This window comes from Kribbella sp. NPDC023972 (genome assembly GCF_040639075.1).
Taxonomy (GTDB): Bacteria; Actinomycetota; Actinomycetes; order Propionibacteriales; family Kribbellaceae; genus Kribbella.
Genome location: NZ_JBEZZH010000005.1, coordinates 395889 through 411526 on the forward strand (window position 1 = coordinate 395889; position 15638 = coordinate 411526).

The window sequence follows — 15638 nt, forward strand, 5'->3', positions numbered from 1 at the left end:
CCGCCCTTATGAGCATGTCAGTCACCCGCCGCACGACCCTGAAGGCGGCCGGCGCCGCCCTCGTGGGAGCCGCCTCCGGCGTCCTCGGCGCCGGTCGGGCCGCTGCCGGGGAGCAGACCGCCGTCGGGAACACCGTCATCACCTACCCGATCCCGTCCGGTGTGCCGACCAACGCCGCCTTCACCGTGAAGGTCCGCCCGGTCGGCGGCACATGGGAAACGCTTGGCGTCTACCTGGCCAAACTGGCGCTGATCGACCCCCTGACCGGCCGCAACACGGCCCAGAACTCCTCGATGGCCGCCTTCGACTTCTCCGGCACCGTCGAGGTCGAGGTCACCTACACCAAGGGGGGCTTCGACAAGGCCCGCATCCGCCCCGACTCCTACGGCATCACGCCCGAGGTGCTGGGCAGCACCCTGCGCTTCACCCTCGACCGCCCCCGCGGCCTCGTCATCCAGCTCGACGACAAGATCTTCGACTGCCTGCACCTGTTCGCCAACCCCATCGAGACCGAGCGGCCCGACGAGAACGACCCGAAGGTCATCTACTTCGGCCCCGGCGTCCACACCCACGCCGACCGCACGCTGAAGGTCGCCAGCGGCCAGACCGTCTACCTCGCCGGCGGCGCCGTCCTCACCTCGAACGTCGTCTTCGAGGGGGTGGAGAACGCCCGGCTGATCGGCCGCGGCATGATCTACAACGCCACGGGCGGCGCGATCTACGTCCACGACTCCCAGAACGTCCAGGTCGAGGGCATCACGGTGCTCAACCCCCGGTACAACACCATCACGGTCGCCGAGTCGGAGAACGTCAAGATCAAGAGCCTGCGCTCCTTCAGCCACCTGGGCTGGGGCGACGGCATCGACATCTTCTGCTCCGAGAACGTCACCATCGACGGCGTCTTCATGCGCAACTCCGACGACTGCATCGCCATCTACACCCACCGCTGGGACTACTACGGCGACACCCGGAACATCACCGTCAAGAACTCCACCCTCTGGGCCGATGTCGCCCACCCGATCAATATCGGCACGCACGGCAACCCCGACCCGAACGCCCCCGAGGTACTGGAGAACCTTCGCTTCGAGAACATCGACATCCTCGACCACCGTGAGCCGCAGCTCCTCTACCACGGCTGCATCGCCATCAATCCCGGCGACGGCAACCTCGTGCGGGACGTGAAGGTCGACGGCATGCGCGTGGAGGACATCCGTTGGGGCCAGCTCATCCACATGCGGGTCACCTTCAACCCCAAGTGGAACACCGCGCCCGGCCGGGGCATCGAGTCCGTCTACATCAAGGACCTCTCCTACACCGGTACCCACGCCGACATGTCGATGATGCTCGGTCTCGACGCTGAACACCTCATCAAGGACGTCACCTTCGAGAACCTCGTCGTCAACGGCCGCGTCATCCGCGACAGCGGCGGCAAGCCCGCCTGGTATCTGGCCTCCGACGGCGTGCCGATGTTCGTCAACGACCACGTCCGCAACCTGCGCTTCCTCACCACGGCGGAGGCAGCAGCAGCCCGATAACCGCGCCCACGCGCACCACGACGGCGAGTCTCATCCTGACTGTTTCCTAGCCCACCGCTCCACCGCCCCGAAGGAGAAGGACATGAAGGAGATCGATCGACGAACGCTGCTCAAAGCCGCCGGAGGTGTGGCCGCCGCCGGAGTCGCGGCCACCGCCGGCGTCACCGCCCTCGGTCCATCCGCGGACGCCGCGCCGGCCACCTTCACCCACCCCGGTGCACTGCACAGCTGGGGTGACCTGAACCGGGCCAAGGCCCGGGTTGCCGAAGGCACCAATCCCTGGCTGGCCGGGTACAACAAGCTGATCGCCAACGGTCACGCCCAGTCGACCTGGCGACCCAACCCGCAGGCCACGATCATCCGCGGCGGCGACGGCCAGAACTACGGCATCCTGTACAACGACATCCACGCTGCCTATCAGAACGCCCTGCGCTGGTGGATCTCCGGCTCCGCCGCGCACGGCGACTGCGCCCGCAACATCCTCAACGCCTGGTCCGCCACGCTGACCACGGTGACCGGTAACGCAGACCGGTTCCTGGCGGCCGGCATCTACGGTTACCAGTTCGCCAACGTCGCCGAGCTGATGCGGGGCTACCCGGGCTTCGACCTGGCGCGGTTCAAGACGATGATGCTCAATGTCTTCTACCCGCTGAACAACGACTTCCTCCGCAACCACAACGGCGCCTGCATCACGAACTACTGGGCCAACTGGGATCTGTGCAACATGAACTCGATCCTTGCCATCGGCATCCTGTGCGACGACGCCGCGAAGTACGACCAGGCCGTGAACTACTTCAAGAACGGCGCGGGCAACGGCTCGATCCGGCACGCCATCCCCTTCGTGTACGACGACCAGGGCCTGGCGCAGTGGCAGGAGTCCGGGCGCGACCAGGGCCATACCGTCATGGGCATCGGGCAGATGGGCGCCTTCTGCGAGATGGCCTGGAACCAGGGCGAGGATCTCTACGGTTACGACAACAACCGCTTCCTGAAGGCAGCGCAGTACGTCGCGAAGTACAACCTCGGTCAGGACGTACCGTTCACCAAGTACACGTGGGGCACAAGCACAAACTGTGCGTACCGCGAGCACACGGTGATCTCCAGCGCGGGCCGCGGGCACATCAGGCCGGTGTGGGACATCCTGCACTTCCACTACACGCGGCGTAAGTACTTGTCCGTGCCCTACATCTCCCAGATGGCCGCGCAGGTCCGGCCGGAGGGAGGAGGCGGCGACTACGGCTCGACCAGCGGCGGCTTCGACCAGACCGGCTTCGGCACCGTCATGTACGCGAAGTAGGTCGCAGCAACGCCAGCAGGTGATCCATCACCTCGGCCGGCTCGGTGTCGAGGCGGAACTGCGACTGGACCTGTAGCCCGTCGGACAAGGCGATCAGCAGGGTGGCGATCTTCTCCGGATCCGCTGCCGTGCTGATCGTCCCGTCCGCCTGCCGCGCCCGGACGGCGTCAGCCAGGGACTCTCGCAGGCGCTGGTAACGATCCACGAAGAAGTCGTGGGCGCCGTGCTGCGGATCACCGGCTTCTGCGGAGAAGGTCGAGTACAGCTGGACCAGGCCTGGTACGTCACTGTTGTGCCGGACGATCGCGACCAGCTTGCCGACCACATCGTCCTCGCGCTCGTCCAGACGGGCGGTGTCGGCCTCGTCGCGAGCCCGCAGGACCGCTTCGAAGAGCTTTTCCTTCGAGCCGAAGTAGTGCAGCAGACCTGCCTCGCTCAGACCGACGGCGGCGGCGAGCTCACGCGTCGATGTCTTGCGGTAGCCGTGCCGCGCGATCACCTCCAGCGCGGCGCGCAGGATCTCCTCGCGCTTGGCGACCCCTTTGGCGTACGGGCCTCTGGTCGTTGCCATACTTCAAAACCTAGCACCACTCGGTTTTCGCGCGTACAGTGACACGCATGAGCCCGACACCTGTTGACTTCACCGACCTGCTCGGCCGGCTCACGCTCGAGGAGAAGGTCCTGATCCTCACCGGCCAGGACTTCTGGTCCACCCACCCGCTCCCCACGGTCGGGCTGCGGTCGATGGTGCTGTCCGACGGCCCGAGCGGTGTCCGCGGCCCGGTCTGGGACGAGCGTGACCCGTCGCTCAACCTCCCGTCGGCGACCGCGCTCTCGTCGTCCTGGGATCTCGAGATCGCCCATCGGTACGGCGTGGTGTCCGCACTCGAGGCGCGTCGCAAGGGGGTGGACGTCGTACTCGGGCCGACCATCAACCTGCACCGGTCGCCGCTCGGTGGGCGGCACTTCGAGGCGTTCAGCGAAGATCCCGTACTGACCGCCGAGCTCGCCGCCGCCTACGTGGCCGGCGTGCAGGAGCTCGGTGTCGGTGCGACCCCGAAGCACTACGTCGCCAACGACTTCGAGTCCGAGCGCTTCACCGCCGATGTCGTGGTGAGTGATCGCGCGTTGCGCGAGGTGTACCTGCTGGCGTTCGAGAAGGCGGTCACCGAGTCGAAGGCCTGGCTGGTGATGAGTGCGTACAACTCGATCAACGGTGCGACCGCGTCGGAGAACGAACTGCTCGAGACCCCGCTGAACAGTGAGTGGGGTTTCGACGGCGTCGCGGTCAGCGACTGGACCGCCGTACGCAGCCTGGAGAGTGCCAAGCACTCGCAGGATCTGGCCATGCCGGGACCCGGCGGCGCGTGGGGTGAGGCACTGGTCGAGGCGGTGCGCGCCGGGGAGATCAAGGAGGACGCGATCGACCGCAAGGTGCTGCGGCTGCTCAGGCTCGGCGCTCGGGTCGGCGCGCTCGAAGGGTTCGAGAAGCCGGCCGAGGTTCCGCAGGTCGACGGCGTCGCGTTCGCCCGGACCGCGGCGGCCGAGGGCTCGGTCCTGCTGCGCAACGAGGGCGAGCTCCCGTGGCAGGCTTCGGCCTTGTCGAGGGTCGCGGTGATCGGGCACAACGCCCGGGACGCGCGGACACAGGGCGGCGGCAGTGCGACCGTCATCCCGACGTCCGTGGTCTCGCCGCTCGACGGACTGCGCGCGGCGCTCCCCGATGCCGAGGTGACGTACTCGATCGGTGCGGTCGTGCAGGACGGCATCGCGGAGCTGCCGCTGGCCACGATGACGAATCCGCAGACCGGGGAGCCGGGCGCCCGGGTGCGCTTCCTCGGCGCCGACGGCGCCGAGCTGTTCGCCGAGGACCGGTTCTCCAGTGCGCTGGTGTATCTCGGCGGGAACGCGCCGATCGAGAACACCGCGGTCTTCGAGTTCCGGACGACGTACACGCCGGCGGAGCCGGGCTCGATCCTGCTCGGGTTCGCGTCGGTCGGCCGCGGCCGGATCTTTGCCGACGGCAAGCTTCTGCGCGAGGAGGTCGCGGTCCCGGTCGGCACCGATCTGGGTGCCGCGTTACTGTCACCGCCGTCCGTCTCCGCCCCGCTCGACGTGATCGCGGGCCAGCCGATCGACGTACGCGTGGAGCTCGAGCTGCCGACGCGGGAAGGCGGTCTCGGCAACGCCTTCAGCATCACCGTCGGTGTCGAGCCGGACCCTTCGGACCCGCAGGCGCTGATCGACGAGGCCGTCGCGGCGGCGCGCGCGGCGGAGGTCGCGGTCGTCGTGGTCGGCACGAACGCCAAGGTCGAGTCCGAAGGCCACGACCGCAGCACGCTGGCACTCCCCGGCCGGCAGGACGACCTGGTCCGTGCCGTCGTCGCGGCGAACCCGCGCACGGTCGTGGTCGTCAACGCAGGCTCGCCCGTCCTGCTGCCCTGGCGCGGCGAGGTTGCCGCACTCCTGGTCACCTACTTCGGTGGCCAGGAGTACGGCAACGCTTTGGCCGACGTACTGCTCGGCGTCGTCGAGCCCGGTGGCCGCCTCCCCACCACGTGGCCGCACGAGGAGTCCGACGTACCGGTCATCGATGTGACCCCACGCGACGGTGTGCTCCGGTACGACGAAGGCATCCACATCGGCTACCGCGCCTGGCTCCGGGCCGGCACCGAGCCCGCCTACGCCCTTGGCCACGGCCTCGGCTACACGACCTGGTCCCTGTCCGACCTCCGCGCCATCGACCCGTCGTCCGTCGCCCTCACCGTGCACAACTCAGGCGACCGAGCCGGCAAGCACGTCATCCAGGTGTACGCCGAACGCCCCGAAACCACCGTGGACCGCCCGGCCCGCTGGCTGGCCGGTTTCGCCGTCGTCCGCCTGGAAGCAGGCCAGCGCCGCGAGATCACCGTCCAGCTCCACAACCACACCTTCGACCACTGGGCCAACGGCTGGACCACCGAACCCGGCACCTTCAACCTCCACGCCGGCTCCTCAGTCACCGACCTCCCCCTCGCAACCGAAATCCAGTTGCCCTAGTCAACGATCAAGATGACGTGGCGATCGTCGGGTACGCCCACCGGGATACCTCGCGCCGCGCCGCCTCTGCCGGGCCGGCTGCGGCTCTGGCTTAAGGTCTCCGGCGGTTCGGTAGCGGGCGTCGTATGACGCGGCGGCCGGTGTCGGATTGCCAGTAGAGGACCGAGCGGCCGGAGCGGCGGCGTTCGAGCAGGCCGGCGTCGGTCAGGACGCGGAGGTGGTCCGACACCGTGGCCAGGGACAGGCCGGTCGCGGCGACCAGCACCGTGGTGCTGACCGGTTCGGCGGCCTCGACCAGGATCCGGGCTCGGTTGCGACCGAGCAGCTGGACCAAGGGCTCGGCCGGAGTTTCGGTGCCGGCGAAGATCCCGGTGACGGGATAGGTGAGCGCGAACCGATCCGGCTTGCGCCAGGACACGTTGACCTTGTTCGTGTGGGCTGCGATGAACATCAGATCGCGTCCGCGGACATCCGTCGCCGGGTAGTCCCAGCGGTTGACCTGCAGACGTCCCTCGCCCAGCCACCGGACATCGGGACCGAGCCCCCGCAGTACGCCGGACCAGCCGTGCTCACTGAGCCGGGATGTCCGGGACACGATGTCGGCCTGGAGCAATCGCAGCCGCCGCGGCCAGTCGGGTTCGATCGTCTCCGTCCAGATCCAGGTGAGCAGCTCGGCCGCCTGCCCAGCCAGCCCGGTCGACTCGGTCAGGATGTCCGGCAGCGGTGTCCGTACGACGCTCAGGTCCGCGCGGATCTGGTCGTCGTCCAGGCTGGTCAGCAGCTCGAGTTCGTCGGACAACTCCTGGTCCGGCTCGAGCGGCGGGACAGTGAGGAAGTCGGCCACCCAGCTACGCCCGAACGCGTTGTCGACGATCGCCGCCCAGATCGGATTCTGCTGCAGCTGGTCCTGGAAGGCGGCGACGTGGGCGTCCTTCCAGGCGCGGTGCCAGGGCTCGGTGGGCGCCCGCAGGAGCTTCAGCGCGGACACCGTCTCGGTGAGCTGCGACGTGCCGAACCGGGCGTTCGCCAGGGTGTCGGCGTCGACGAGGAACTCGGACAACGTTTCGCCTCCACCCGAAACTGTAGGCGCTGAGGGGTTCTGCGTCGATGCTCGCTTGGCATGAAGGAGCGAAGCGAGTTCATCCTCAAGCACAGTGCATCTCGTGTCCCATCCGCGCCCGGAGCGAAGCGAGGACGTGGATGAGCACCTATCGGCAGATCTTCGCGAAGCGGGAGTTCCGCAGCCTGTGGATCGGCAGCGCGCTGGGTAACGCGTCGTCGACCATGACCAGCCTGACGCTGGCCCTGATGGTCGACGCCGCGACCGGGTCGGCGCTGCTGGCCGCCCTGGTGATGTTCGGGCCGTCGCTGGCACAGGTACTGGGTGCGTCGACGCTGATGTCGGCGGCCGACACCGCGCGGCCGCGTCGCGTCCTGACCATGCTCGCCGGATTGTCGGCAATCGCCGTCGGTGCTCAGGCCGCGCTGGATCTCAATGCGGGAACCCGTCTGCTGCTCGCCCTGCTCGTGGCCTACGGCCTGTCGATCGGCTCCGGCGTACGTTGGGGTCTGCTGAACGAGGTGGTCGACCAGGACCAGTTCGTGCTCGGCCGCTCGGCGATGAACCTGTCCGTCGGCGCCATGCAGATCGCCGGCTTCGGCACCGCCGGATTGTTGCTCCAGGCCCTCAGTCCGTCGACCGTTCTCTGGCTGGCGACCGGCTGCTCGGCGCTGGCCGTTCCGATCCTCCGCTTCGGACTGCGGGACCGCGACGCACGACGGGTCGCCCGGACGAGCTTCACCGAGACCTGGCGTGGCAACCGGCGCTTGCTCGGCCGGGCCAGCACCCGACCGTTGCTGCTGGCACTGACTCTTCCGAACGGCCTGATCGTCGGTTGCGAGGCGCTGTTCGTCCCGTACGCCGGTCCGGACGCCGGCTGGCTGCTGGCCGCGGGAGCCGCCGGCATGATGACCGGTGACCTCGTCGTCGGCCGCTTCCTCAGCCGCTCGGGGCGCCGCGTGGCCGGGCGCTGGCTGCGCATCCTGCTCGCCGTACCGTTCCTCGGCTTCGCCTTAGATCTCCCCATCGCCGTCCTGTCCGTTCTCGTGGCCGTCGGCAGCAGCGGTTACGCGGCATCCCTGTCCCAGCAGGAGGTTCTCGTCGACCTGACGCCTGCCGATCTGCGCGGTCAGGTCCTGGGCCTCGAGTCGGCGTTGCGGATGACGACGTTCGGGATCGTCGCGATCCTGGCCGGCGCACTCGCCGACCTGACCTCGCCTGCCCCGGCGATCACCGTGTTCGCCGCCGCGTCACTGCTCGTCTCCGTCGTCCTCACCCGACCGCTGTCCCGCGTGATGAACCCCCAGGCCCGGATAGGCTCAACGCATGGAGGTCGTGCGGCTGCGGAGAGTCTCGAAGAGGTACGGCCGTAGGCGTGAGATCTTGGCGGACGTCGACCTTCAGGTCGCAGCCGGTGAACTTCTTGCCCTGGTCGGCGCCAACGGCTCGGGGAAGTCGACCGTACTGAAACTCATGGTCGGGCTGTCGCGCCCGTCCTCGGGGACAGTACGACGGAATGCCCGGATCACGAGCTACGTGCCGGACGTCTTCACGTCGCACGATCGGCTGTCGGCGTCGGCGTACCTGCGGCACATGGGCCGGATCCGCGGGTTGAGCGACCGCGCGGCCAGGGACCGCTCCGACGAACTGCTGGACAGGCTGGCGTTGGCAGGTGGTGCGGACACGCCGATGCGCAAGCTGTCGAAGGGCAACGCGCAGAAGGTCGCGCTCGCCCAGGCCTTGCTCGAACCGCCAGAGTTGCTGGTGCTCGACGAACCGTGGTCCGGCCTGGACGCGGCCGCGCACGGGACCTTGCGCGAACTCCTCGCCGAAGCCGCCGCGGACGGTGCCGCAGTCGCCTTCACCGAGCACTCCGACCAGGTCGTCCGCTCGACAGCAACGCGGGTCTGCGAACTTCGTGACGGCAGACTGGTCACCTCGACCGGCAGTTCCCTCACCGAGATCTCTTTGACCGCGGGCCAACAGCTCGACTGGTCCGCATACCCAGACGTCCTTGAGGTACGACGACATGCCGACGGCGTCACGCTGACCCTGCCGACCGGTCGCCACGACGCCGCACTACTGACCGCGCTGAACCACGGCTGGTCGGTCACCACCGTTCGCCAGGTGAGGTCTGAGTGACCGCTCTGTATCGCTACCTGCTCACCAGTGTCCTGCTCTCCCAGCGCTACCTGCCACCGACGCTCATCTTCCTGGCCGCGATGGCCGTCGGCACCACCTCGGACTCAGGTCCGCTCCAGTCCTCCTACGCCTTCTGCGTCCTGGCCATGCTCGTCTGCACCACGTGGCTGACCGTCAGCATCGTCAACCACGAGGACCCGACCCAACGCACGATCACCTTGGTCATGATCGGCAGCTCTCTTCGCGTCCTCGCGATCACGGTCGCCGTCGTCCTGACCTGGTGCATGCCGCTCCTGGTGATCGGCCTCGTCTATCCGATCGTCACGGGCAAGCACGTCGTCACAGCCGGCGCCCTCACCATCGGCGGCATCGCCCAACTGGCCGCCGCCATGATCGGCATCGCCATCGGCTTGCTCTGCTCCCGCCTCGTCATCCCCCGGATCGGCATCGCGATGCTCACCGCCGCCGCTGCCATCCTCGCCGTACTCCTGCTTCGCTGGCTGTCTCCGGTCCGCGCACTGATGAGCCTGCTCTCCAACAACCATCGTCCAGCCGACAACGCCGTACCGCTGATGCTTCTGACGGCGCTGTCGGCGGCCATCCTCGCTGCTGCTGTGTTCGCGACTCGGGGGCTCGCGGACCGCAAGGGATGATCAGCGGCTGAAGCCGGCGGTGAGACCGCTGAGGAGTTGCCGGCGGCCGATGGCGTAGAGGAGGACGATGGGCAACGTGGTGAGCATGACGGAGGCGAGCACGGCAGGGATGTTCACGCTGTACTGACCTTGGAAGGTCCACAGCGCCAGCGGGAGGGTGCGCTTGTCCGGGCTCTGGGTCAGGATCAGCGGAAGCAGGAAGCCGTTCCACACGCCCAGGCCGTTGTAGATGCTGACCGTGACGAGAGCCGGCCGGGTCAGCGGCAGCGCGAGACCGCGCAGCATGTCCCACTCGCTCGCGCCGTCGACGCGCATCGACTCGAACAGTTCCTTCGGCACGTCGCGGATGAAGTTCGCCAGCACCAGCACCGACAAGGGGATCGCGAACGCGATCGACGGCAGGATGATCGCCAGCAGGCTGTCGTAGAGGCGCATCCGGATGATCAGCAGGTAGACCGGGATGATGGTGGCCTGCAGCGGGATCGCCAGCCCCATCAGGAACAACCCGTTGACCCCGGCGAGGAACTTGCCACCGGCACCGCGGACGATCGCGTACGCCGCCATGAACGCGATCGCGACCGCCGGGACGATGGTCCCGGCCGTGACGATCACGCTGTTGAGGAAGTACTGCGGGAAGTCGGACTCGATCACGAGCTTGTAGTTCGCCAGCGTCGGCGCGCTCGGCAGCGCGAACGGGTTCTGGCTGAAGTACGCCGTCTGGTCCTTGAAGCTGGTCACCACGATCCAGTACAGCGGGACCATCACGATCACCAGCCACAACCAGGCCGCCGCTCCGCCGAACCAGTTCAGCTGCAGCAGTTTGCGGGAGTTCAACCGTCCGCGAGAGGTACCGCGGCTCGCCGTACCGGCGCCGCTGGTCGCCACTGCCATGTCACGCACCTTCCTGCTGGCTGGCCGTCGTACTGCCGCCGAGTCTGCGCAGCAGCAGCGCGAGGGCGAGGCCGATCAGGACCAGCAGTACGGCGATCACACTCGCCGGGCCCATCAGGTTCGCCTGGAAGCCGCGCTTGTACATGTCGAGGGCGAGCACCCGGGTCGCGTCGCCGGGCCCACCCGCGGTGAGGACGAAGATCAGGTCGAAGAAGGTCAGCGAGCCGACCACCATCAGCGTCGACGACGTGATGATCGTGTACTTCAGTTGCGGCACGGTGATGCTGAAGAACTGCCGCACCCGGCCGGCCCCGTCGATCGACGCGGCCTCGTACATGGAGGTGGGGATCTGCCGGACGCCGCCTTGATAGATCAGCGAGTGGAACGGGATGAACTGCCAGGACACCACGAAGATGACCACGCCGAGGGCGAGGGTGCTGTTGCCGAGCCAGTCCTGGGTCAGGAACCCGATCTTCAGCCCCGCGCCGAGCCCGAAGTTCGGGTCGAGCAGCGCCTTGTAGGTGATCGCGATCGCGGCCGAGCTGAGCAGCAGCGGGACGAAGAACAGCACGGCCAGGAAGCCGCGGTACCGCTGCCGGCCGGCCAGGAACGTGCCGAGCAGCAGACTGAGCGGCGTCTGCACCGCCCAGGACAGGATCATGATCTCGAACGTGACCCAGATCGAGTGCGGCAACCCCGGGTCGCTCAGCACCGAGCGCCAGTTGGCGAAACCGGTCGGGTGGATGGCGCCGAGGCCGTCCCACTGGGTGAAGCTGAGGAACAGCACCCCGAACAGCGGCACAATTCCGAAGACGATGAAGATCGCCAGCGCCGGGATGGCCATCCAGGCAACCGGCCCGCTCCGGCCGGCGGCGTGCGGCGAACCTGGGCGCCGGCCACCCGGGTGTGGCAGGCCGGTGGGCGAGGCGGCCCAGCCGGTGGCGACTGGACCGCCGGACAGATCGGCCACGTCACTTACCGATCACAGCGTTCATGCTGTCGGCGAACTGCTGGGGTGAGATCGACAGCTGGAACAGCTTGGCGATGTTGTCGAGCAGGGTCTCGGCCTGGGTCGGGCTGAGCGCCTGGTCCCACGACTGGGCGAAGTTCTTCGCGTTCGCCGAGGTGTCGTAGACGAAGTTCAGCCACTCGGAGTCGTTCTTGTCCGTGACCGTGGAGAGCTTGTCCTTGGCGCTCTTCACCACCGGGATGTTGCCGGACTTGACCCAGGCCTCGACCGAGGCGTCGTCGAGGGTGTTGCCGGCGAGGAACTTCTTCGCGGTGTCCTTCTCGCCCTGGCTGGCCTTGGAGGAGATGGACAGGTACTGGCCCGGGTTGCCGACGGTGTCACTCGGGTCGCCCTTGCCGCCGTCGACCGGCGGGAAGTTCATGTAGCCGAGGTGGCCGCCGGTGACGAAGTCGCCGCCGGACGCCTTCATGTTGCCGTAGGTCCAGGCGCCGTGCAGCATCATCGCGGCCTTGCCGGTGAACAGCAGCGCCTGGTCGGCGTTGGAGTCGGCGGTGATCGAGGAGAAGCCCTTGATGAACCCGTTGGCCTTGATCAGCTTCTGCATCTCGTCGAGCGCCTTCAGCGCGGACGGGTCGGACCAGCTGTTCGGCTTGCCGTCGAAGATGTTCTGGAACACCTCGCTGCCGCCGATCCGGTCGAACAGGAACTCCAGCCACATCATGTTGGTCCAGCGCGACTGGCCGCCGAGGGAGAACGGTGCGATCCCGGCGCCGTTGAACTTCGGCACCAGGTCCATGATGTCGCCCCACGACTTCGGCGGCTCGGCCCCGATCTTCTCGAAAGCCCGCTTGTCGTAGAACAGCACGATCGGCGTCGTCGTCTCGACCGGCATCGCGTAGATCTTGCCGCCGACGGTCGCGGCACCGAAGGCGGACGGGAAGATCGACTCCTTCAGCTCCTTGTTCTCCTCGAACCACGGGGTCAGGTCCTCGACCTGGCCGGCGTCGACGTAACTCTTCAGGCCGCCGCCACCCCAGCCCCAGATCAGCGTCGGCCCCTGGCTGGCGCCGATGGCGGTCTTGATCTTCTGCTTGAACGCGTCGTTCTGGAACTCGGTGTACTTGATCTGGGTGCCTGAGTTCGCGTCGTTGAACCGCTTGACCTGAGCTTCCCGGATCGCCTGCTGCGGCTGACCGGTCAGGAACCAGTACGTCGCACCGCTGCCGGCCGCCGCACCACCGGTGGAGTTACCGGAGCTCTGTGGTCCTGAGGTACCGCAAGCAGCAAGGCCGGCCGCGAGCGCGCCGCCGCCGACCAGGCCGAGGAAGGAACGCCGAGATGTCGTGATGGGATCCACAGTGAGCTCCGTACTCCATGCCGCGGACCGTTCCACGGCGCGTGGGTTGCGGGGTGCCCCGACCAGACCGCGAGCACCTCGATGACGACTATGTTTCGTAACGTAGATTTCGGTCGTTTCGCTGTCAAGACTTGAACTACCGGTAGTTTGCGGTCACAGTGAGGTCACGGATTCCCTGCTGTCACAGGCGATCACAGACATCCCGAGCACCGTGACGAATGCGCCGATCACGATCCGAAACCTCGAAAACTTTTCGATACTTTGTCACGGCAAAGGCTTCAGGTTAAGGGAGAATCTCTTGTCCACCCCGACCTCCTCCTTCCCGTCGGACCGGCCTTGGTACGACACCGCGCTGCCACCAGACAAGCGCGCGGAGCTTGTGCTGCAGGCCATGACGCTGGAGGAGAAGATCGCGCAGCTCGGCAGCCGCTGGGCAGGCAACGACATGGCCGATCACGAGCTCCCCGAAGAGGAGACGATCAACGTCGCGCCGATGGAGGACGTGTTCGCGACCGGCGGTTCACTGTCGCTGGAGGAGGCGAGCCGCCATGGCCTCGGCCACCTCACCCGGGTCTGGGGCAGCGTGCCGCAGTCCGTCGAGCACGGCGTGGCAGAGGTGATCCGCCAGCACCACGTCGTACTCGAGGGATCCCGGCTCGGCGTCCCCGCGCTGGTGCATGAGGAGTGCCTGACCGGCTTCACGACGTACGGCGCCACCGTCTATCCGGCTTCGATCGCCTGGGGAGCGACGTTCGATCCGGAGCTGGTCGAGCGGATGGCCGCGGCGATCGGGCGCGACATGGCCGCGGTCGGTGTGCACCAAGGCTTGTCACCGGTGCTGGACGTCGTCCGTGACTATCGCTGGGGCCGGGTGGAGGAGACGATCGGTGAGGATCCGTACCTGGTCGCCATTCTCGGGTCGGCGTACGTGCGCGGTCTGCAGAGTGCCGGTGTGGTTGCGACGCTGAAGCATTTCGCCGGGTACTCGGCGTCGAGGGCCGGTCGCAACCACGGGCCGGTGTCGATGGGGCGTCGTGAGCTGCTCGATTTCATCCTGCCGACGTTCGAGACCGCGATCGCGACCGCCGACGCGGGCTCGGTGATGAGCTCGTACTCGGACATCGATGGTCTGCCGGCGAGTGCGGATCCTTGGCTGTTCACCGACGTACTGCGCGACGACTGGGGTTTCGGCGGAACGGTCGTGTCGGACTACTGGGCTGTGCCGTTCCTCGCGTCGATGCACAGGGTCGCCGTCGACAACGCGGACGCCGGTGCGGTCGCGCTGACGGCCGGGACCGATGTCGAACTGCCGGACACCATCGGGTTCGCGGGCCTGCTCGACAAGGTCAAGTCGGGCGAGGTCTCCGAGGAGCTGGTCGATCGCGCGGCCCGGCGGCTACTGCTGCAGAAGGTCAAGCTGGGCCTGCTCGATCCCGACTGGACGCCGGAAGGTTCGGTCCGCGCAGGCGGCGTCGACCTCGACTCGGACGAAAATCGCGCCATCGCGGGACAACTCGCCGAGCGGTCCGTCGTACTGCTCGACGCGGGCTCGGCCCTGCCGCTGAATCGCGAACTGCGCAAGATCGCGGTGGTCGGGCCAGGTGCGGACGACCCGCGCACGCTGATGGGATGCTACGCGTTCCCCAATCATGTGCTGCCGCGCTACCCCGACCGCGGTCTCGGAGTCGGGGTGCTCAGCCCGCTTGATGCCTTGCGCAACGAAATCGGCGGCGTGGAACTCGTGCATCAGAAGGGCTGTGAGGTCAACGGCGACGACAGGTCGGGTTTCGAGGCCGCAGTCGCGGCAGCGCGTGACGCCGAGCTGTGCATCGCGTACGTCGGGGATCGCTCCGGACTGTTCGGCCACGGCACGTCCGGCGAAGGCTGCGACGCCGAGGACCTCAGACTGCCCGGTGTACAAGACGAACTGCTTGCGCAGCTGCTCGACTCCGGTACGCCGGTCGTCGTGGTGGTCGTCTCGGGCCGGCCGTACGCGCTCGGCGACATCGCGGACCGGGTCGCCGGTCTGATCCAGGCGTTCATTCCCGGTCAGCAGGGTGCGGCCGCGATCGCCGGCGTACTGAGTGGTCGGATCGTGCCGAGCGGCAAGCTGCCGGTGCAGATCCCGCGGCACGTCGGTGGGCAGCCCGGTACGTACCTGCAGCCGGCGCTCGGCAGTGTGGAGAGTGCCGGGATCAGCGGGCTCGAGGCGCGGCCGTTGTTCCCGTTCGGGTACGGATCGTCGTACACCAGCTTCGAGATCGGCGAGCTGAGGCTGAGTGGTACAGAGATCGGGACCGACGGTGAGTTCACCGCGACCGTGCGGGTCCGCAACACCGGCGACCGGTCCGGCGACGAGGTGGTGCAGCTCTACCTGCACGATGTGGTGGCGCGGATCGCCCGGCCACTGAAGCAGCTCACCGGGTTTGCACGAGTGTCGCTGGGGCCGGGGGCGGCGACCGATGTCACCTTCCGTGTGCATGCGGACCGCATGGCGTACACAGGGCCCGATCTGCTGCGCATCGTCGAGCCGGGTGACGTCGAGGTGATGATCGGCACGTCGTCGCAGGACCTGCCGTGTCGTGCTTTTGTCCGGGTTACCGGGGATGTGAGGGTGGTGGGGCACGAGCGCACGCTGACGACCCCGGTCGACCTCACGCCGGTGAACCGCCAGGAAACAGGAGGAGGGTGATG

At 67.6% G+C, this 15638-nt stretch carries 12 protein-coding genes; 7 read left to right on the forward strand and 5 right to left on the reverse strand.

Annotated features, from left to right (window positions below; genetic code table 11):
• Window positions 1-8: 8 nt before the first annotated feature.
• Complete coding sequence (locus AB0F43_RS22520; RefSeq protein WP_360479956.1) at window positions 9-1535, forward strand: glycosyl hydrolase family 28 protein; 1527 nt, start codon at window positions 9-11, stop codon at window positions 1533-1535.
• An 82-nt stretch (window positions 1536-1617) separates the two neighbouring features.
• On the forward strand, window positions 1618-2832 hold the full coding sequence (locus tag AB0F43_RS22525) for an alginate lyase family protein (protein WP_360479959.1): 1215 nt from the start codon (window positions 1618-1620) through the stop codon (window positions 2830-2832).
• Here the strand turns inward: AB0F43_RS22525 and AB0F43_RS22530 are convergent.
• Window positions 2816-3403 carry a TetR/AcrR family transcriptional regulator gene (locus tag AB0F43_RS22530; RefSeq protein ID WP_360479962.1) on the reverse strand — a complete coding sequence of 196 codons (588 nt, stop codon included), beginning with the start codon at window positions 3401-3403 and terminating at the stop codon, window positions 2816-2818. The two genes, AB0F43_RS22525 and AB0F43_RS22530, sit on opposite strands and share 17 nt — an antisense overlap.
• A 47-nt stretch (window positions 3404-3450) precedes the next feature.
• Between AB0F43_RS22530 and AB0F43_RS22535 the strand changes: the two genes are divergently transcribed.
• On the forward strand, window positions 3451-5871 hold the full coding sequence (locus AB0F43_RS22535) for a glycoside hydrolase family 3 C-terminal domain-containing protein (RefSeq protein WP_360479965.1): 2421 nt from the start codon (window positions 3451-3453) through the stop codon (window positions 5869-5871).
• 91 nt (window positions 5872-5962) lie between these two features.
• On the opposite strand, the gene AB0F43_RS22540 is transcribed toward AB0F43_RS22535, so the two are convergent.
• Window positions 5963-6931 (reverse strand): helix-turn-helix domain-containing protein, encoded by a 969-nt coding sequence (locus tag AB0F43_RS22540; RefSeq protein ID WP_360479968.1) that lies wholly within the window; start codon window positions 6929-6931, stop codon window positions 5963-5965.
• A 140-nt stretch (window positions 6932-7071) separates the two neighbouring features.
• Here AB0F43_RS22540 and AB0F43_RS22545 point away from each other — a divergent pair, with 140 nt between their 5' ends.
• From AB0F43_RS22545 to AB0F43_RS22555, 3 genes are read left to right on the forward strand one after another with little or no spacing between them, the layout of a single operon-like run.
• Window positions 7072-8304, forward strand: a complete 1233-nt coding sequence (locus AB0F43_RS22545; RefSeq protein WP_360479971.1) for a hypothetical protein — start codon at window positions 7072-7074, stop codon at window positions 8302-8304.
• Window positions 8258-9073 carry an ABC transporter ATP-binding protein gene (locus AB0F43_RS22550; protein ID WP_360479974.1) on the forward strand — a complete coding sequence of 272 codons (816 nt, stop codon included), beginning with the start codon at window positions 8258-8260 and terminating at the stop codon, window positions 9071-9073. Before AB0F43_RS22545 ends, AB0F43_RS22550 begins: the two co-directional genes overlap by 47 nt.
• On the forward strand, window positions 9070-9726 hold the full coding sequence (locus AB0F43_RS22555) for a hypothetical protein (RefSeq protein WP_360479977.1): 657 nt from the start codon (window positions 9070-9072) through the stop codon (window positions 9724-9726). The genes AB0F43_RS22550 and AB0F43_RS22555 overlap by 4 nt, the downstream gene beginning before the upstream one ends.
• On the opposite strand, the gene AB0F43_RS22560 is transcribed toward AB0F43_RS22555, so the two are convergent.
• Genes AB0F43_RS22560 through AB0F43_RS22570 form a run of 3 tightly spaced genes read right to left on the reverse strand, consistent with a single transcriptional unit; the run spans window position 9727 to window position 12944 of the window.
• Complete coding sequence (locus AB0F43_RS22560; protein ID WP_360479980.1) at window positions 9727-10617, reverse strand: carbohydrate ABC transporter permease; 891 nt, start codon at window positions 10615-10617, stop codon at window positions 9727-9729. It lies immediately after the preceding gene.
• 1 nt (window position 10618) lies between these two features.
• Complete coding sequence (locus AB0F43_RS22565) at window positions 10619-11587, reverse strand: sugar ABC transporter permease (protein ID WP_360479983.1); 969 nt, start codon at window positions 11585-11587, stop codon at window positions 10619-10621.
• Window position 11588: 1 nt separating this feature from the next.
• Entirely contained in the window at window positions 11589-12944 is a 1356-nt protein-coding gene (locus AB0F43_RS22570; RefSeq protein ID WP_360479986.1) for an extracellular solute-binding protein, read from the reverse strand.
• Window positions 12945-13242: 298 nt separating this feature from the next.
• Here AB0F43_RS22570 and AB0F43_RS22575 point away from each other — a divergent pair, with 298 nt between their 5' ends.
• On the forward strand, window positions 13243-15636 hold the full coding sequence (locus tag AB0F43_RS22575) for a glycoside hydrolase family 3 N-terminal domain-containing protein (RefSeq protein ID WP_360479989.1): 2394 nt from the start codon (window positions 13243-13245) through the stop codon (window positions 15634-15636).
• Window positions 15637-15638 lie beyond the last annotated feature (2 nt).

Excerpts from the sequence above, each read along its gene's own strand:
- AB0F43_RS22520 (WP_360479956.1), top strand. The coding sequence starts at position 9 with ATGAGCATGTCAGTCACCCGCCGCACGACCCTGAAGGCGGCCGGCGCC.
- AB0F43_RS22525 (WP_360479959.1), top strand. The coding sequence starts at position 1,618 with ATGAAGGAGATCGATCGACGAACGCTGCTCAAAGCCGCCGGAGGTGTG.
- AB0F43_RS22530 (WP_360479962.1), bottom strand. The coding sequence starts at position 3,403 with ATGGCAACGACCAGAGGCCCGTACGCCAAAGGGGTCGCCAAGCGCGAG.
- AB0F43_RS22535 (WP_360479965.1), top strand. The coding sequence starts at position 3,451 with ATGAGCCCGACACCTGTTGACTTCACCGACCTGCTCGGCCGGCTCACG.
- AB0F43_RS22545 (WP_360479971.1), top strand. The coding sequence starts at position 7,072 with ATGAGCACCTATCGGCAGATCTTCGCGAAGCGGGAGTTCCGCAGCCTG.
- AB0F43_RS22550 (WP_360479974.1), top strand. The coding sequence starts at position 8,258 with ATGGAGGTCGTGCGGCTGCGGAGAGTCTCGAAGAGGTACGGCCGTAGG.
- AB0F43_RS22560 (WP_360479980.1), bottom strand. The coding sequence starts at position 10,617 with ATGGCAGTGGCGACCAGCGGCGCCGGTACGGCGAGCCGCGGTACCTCT.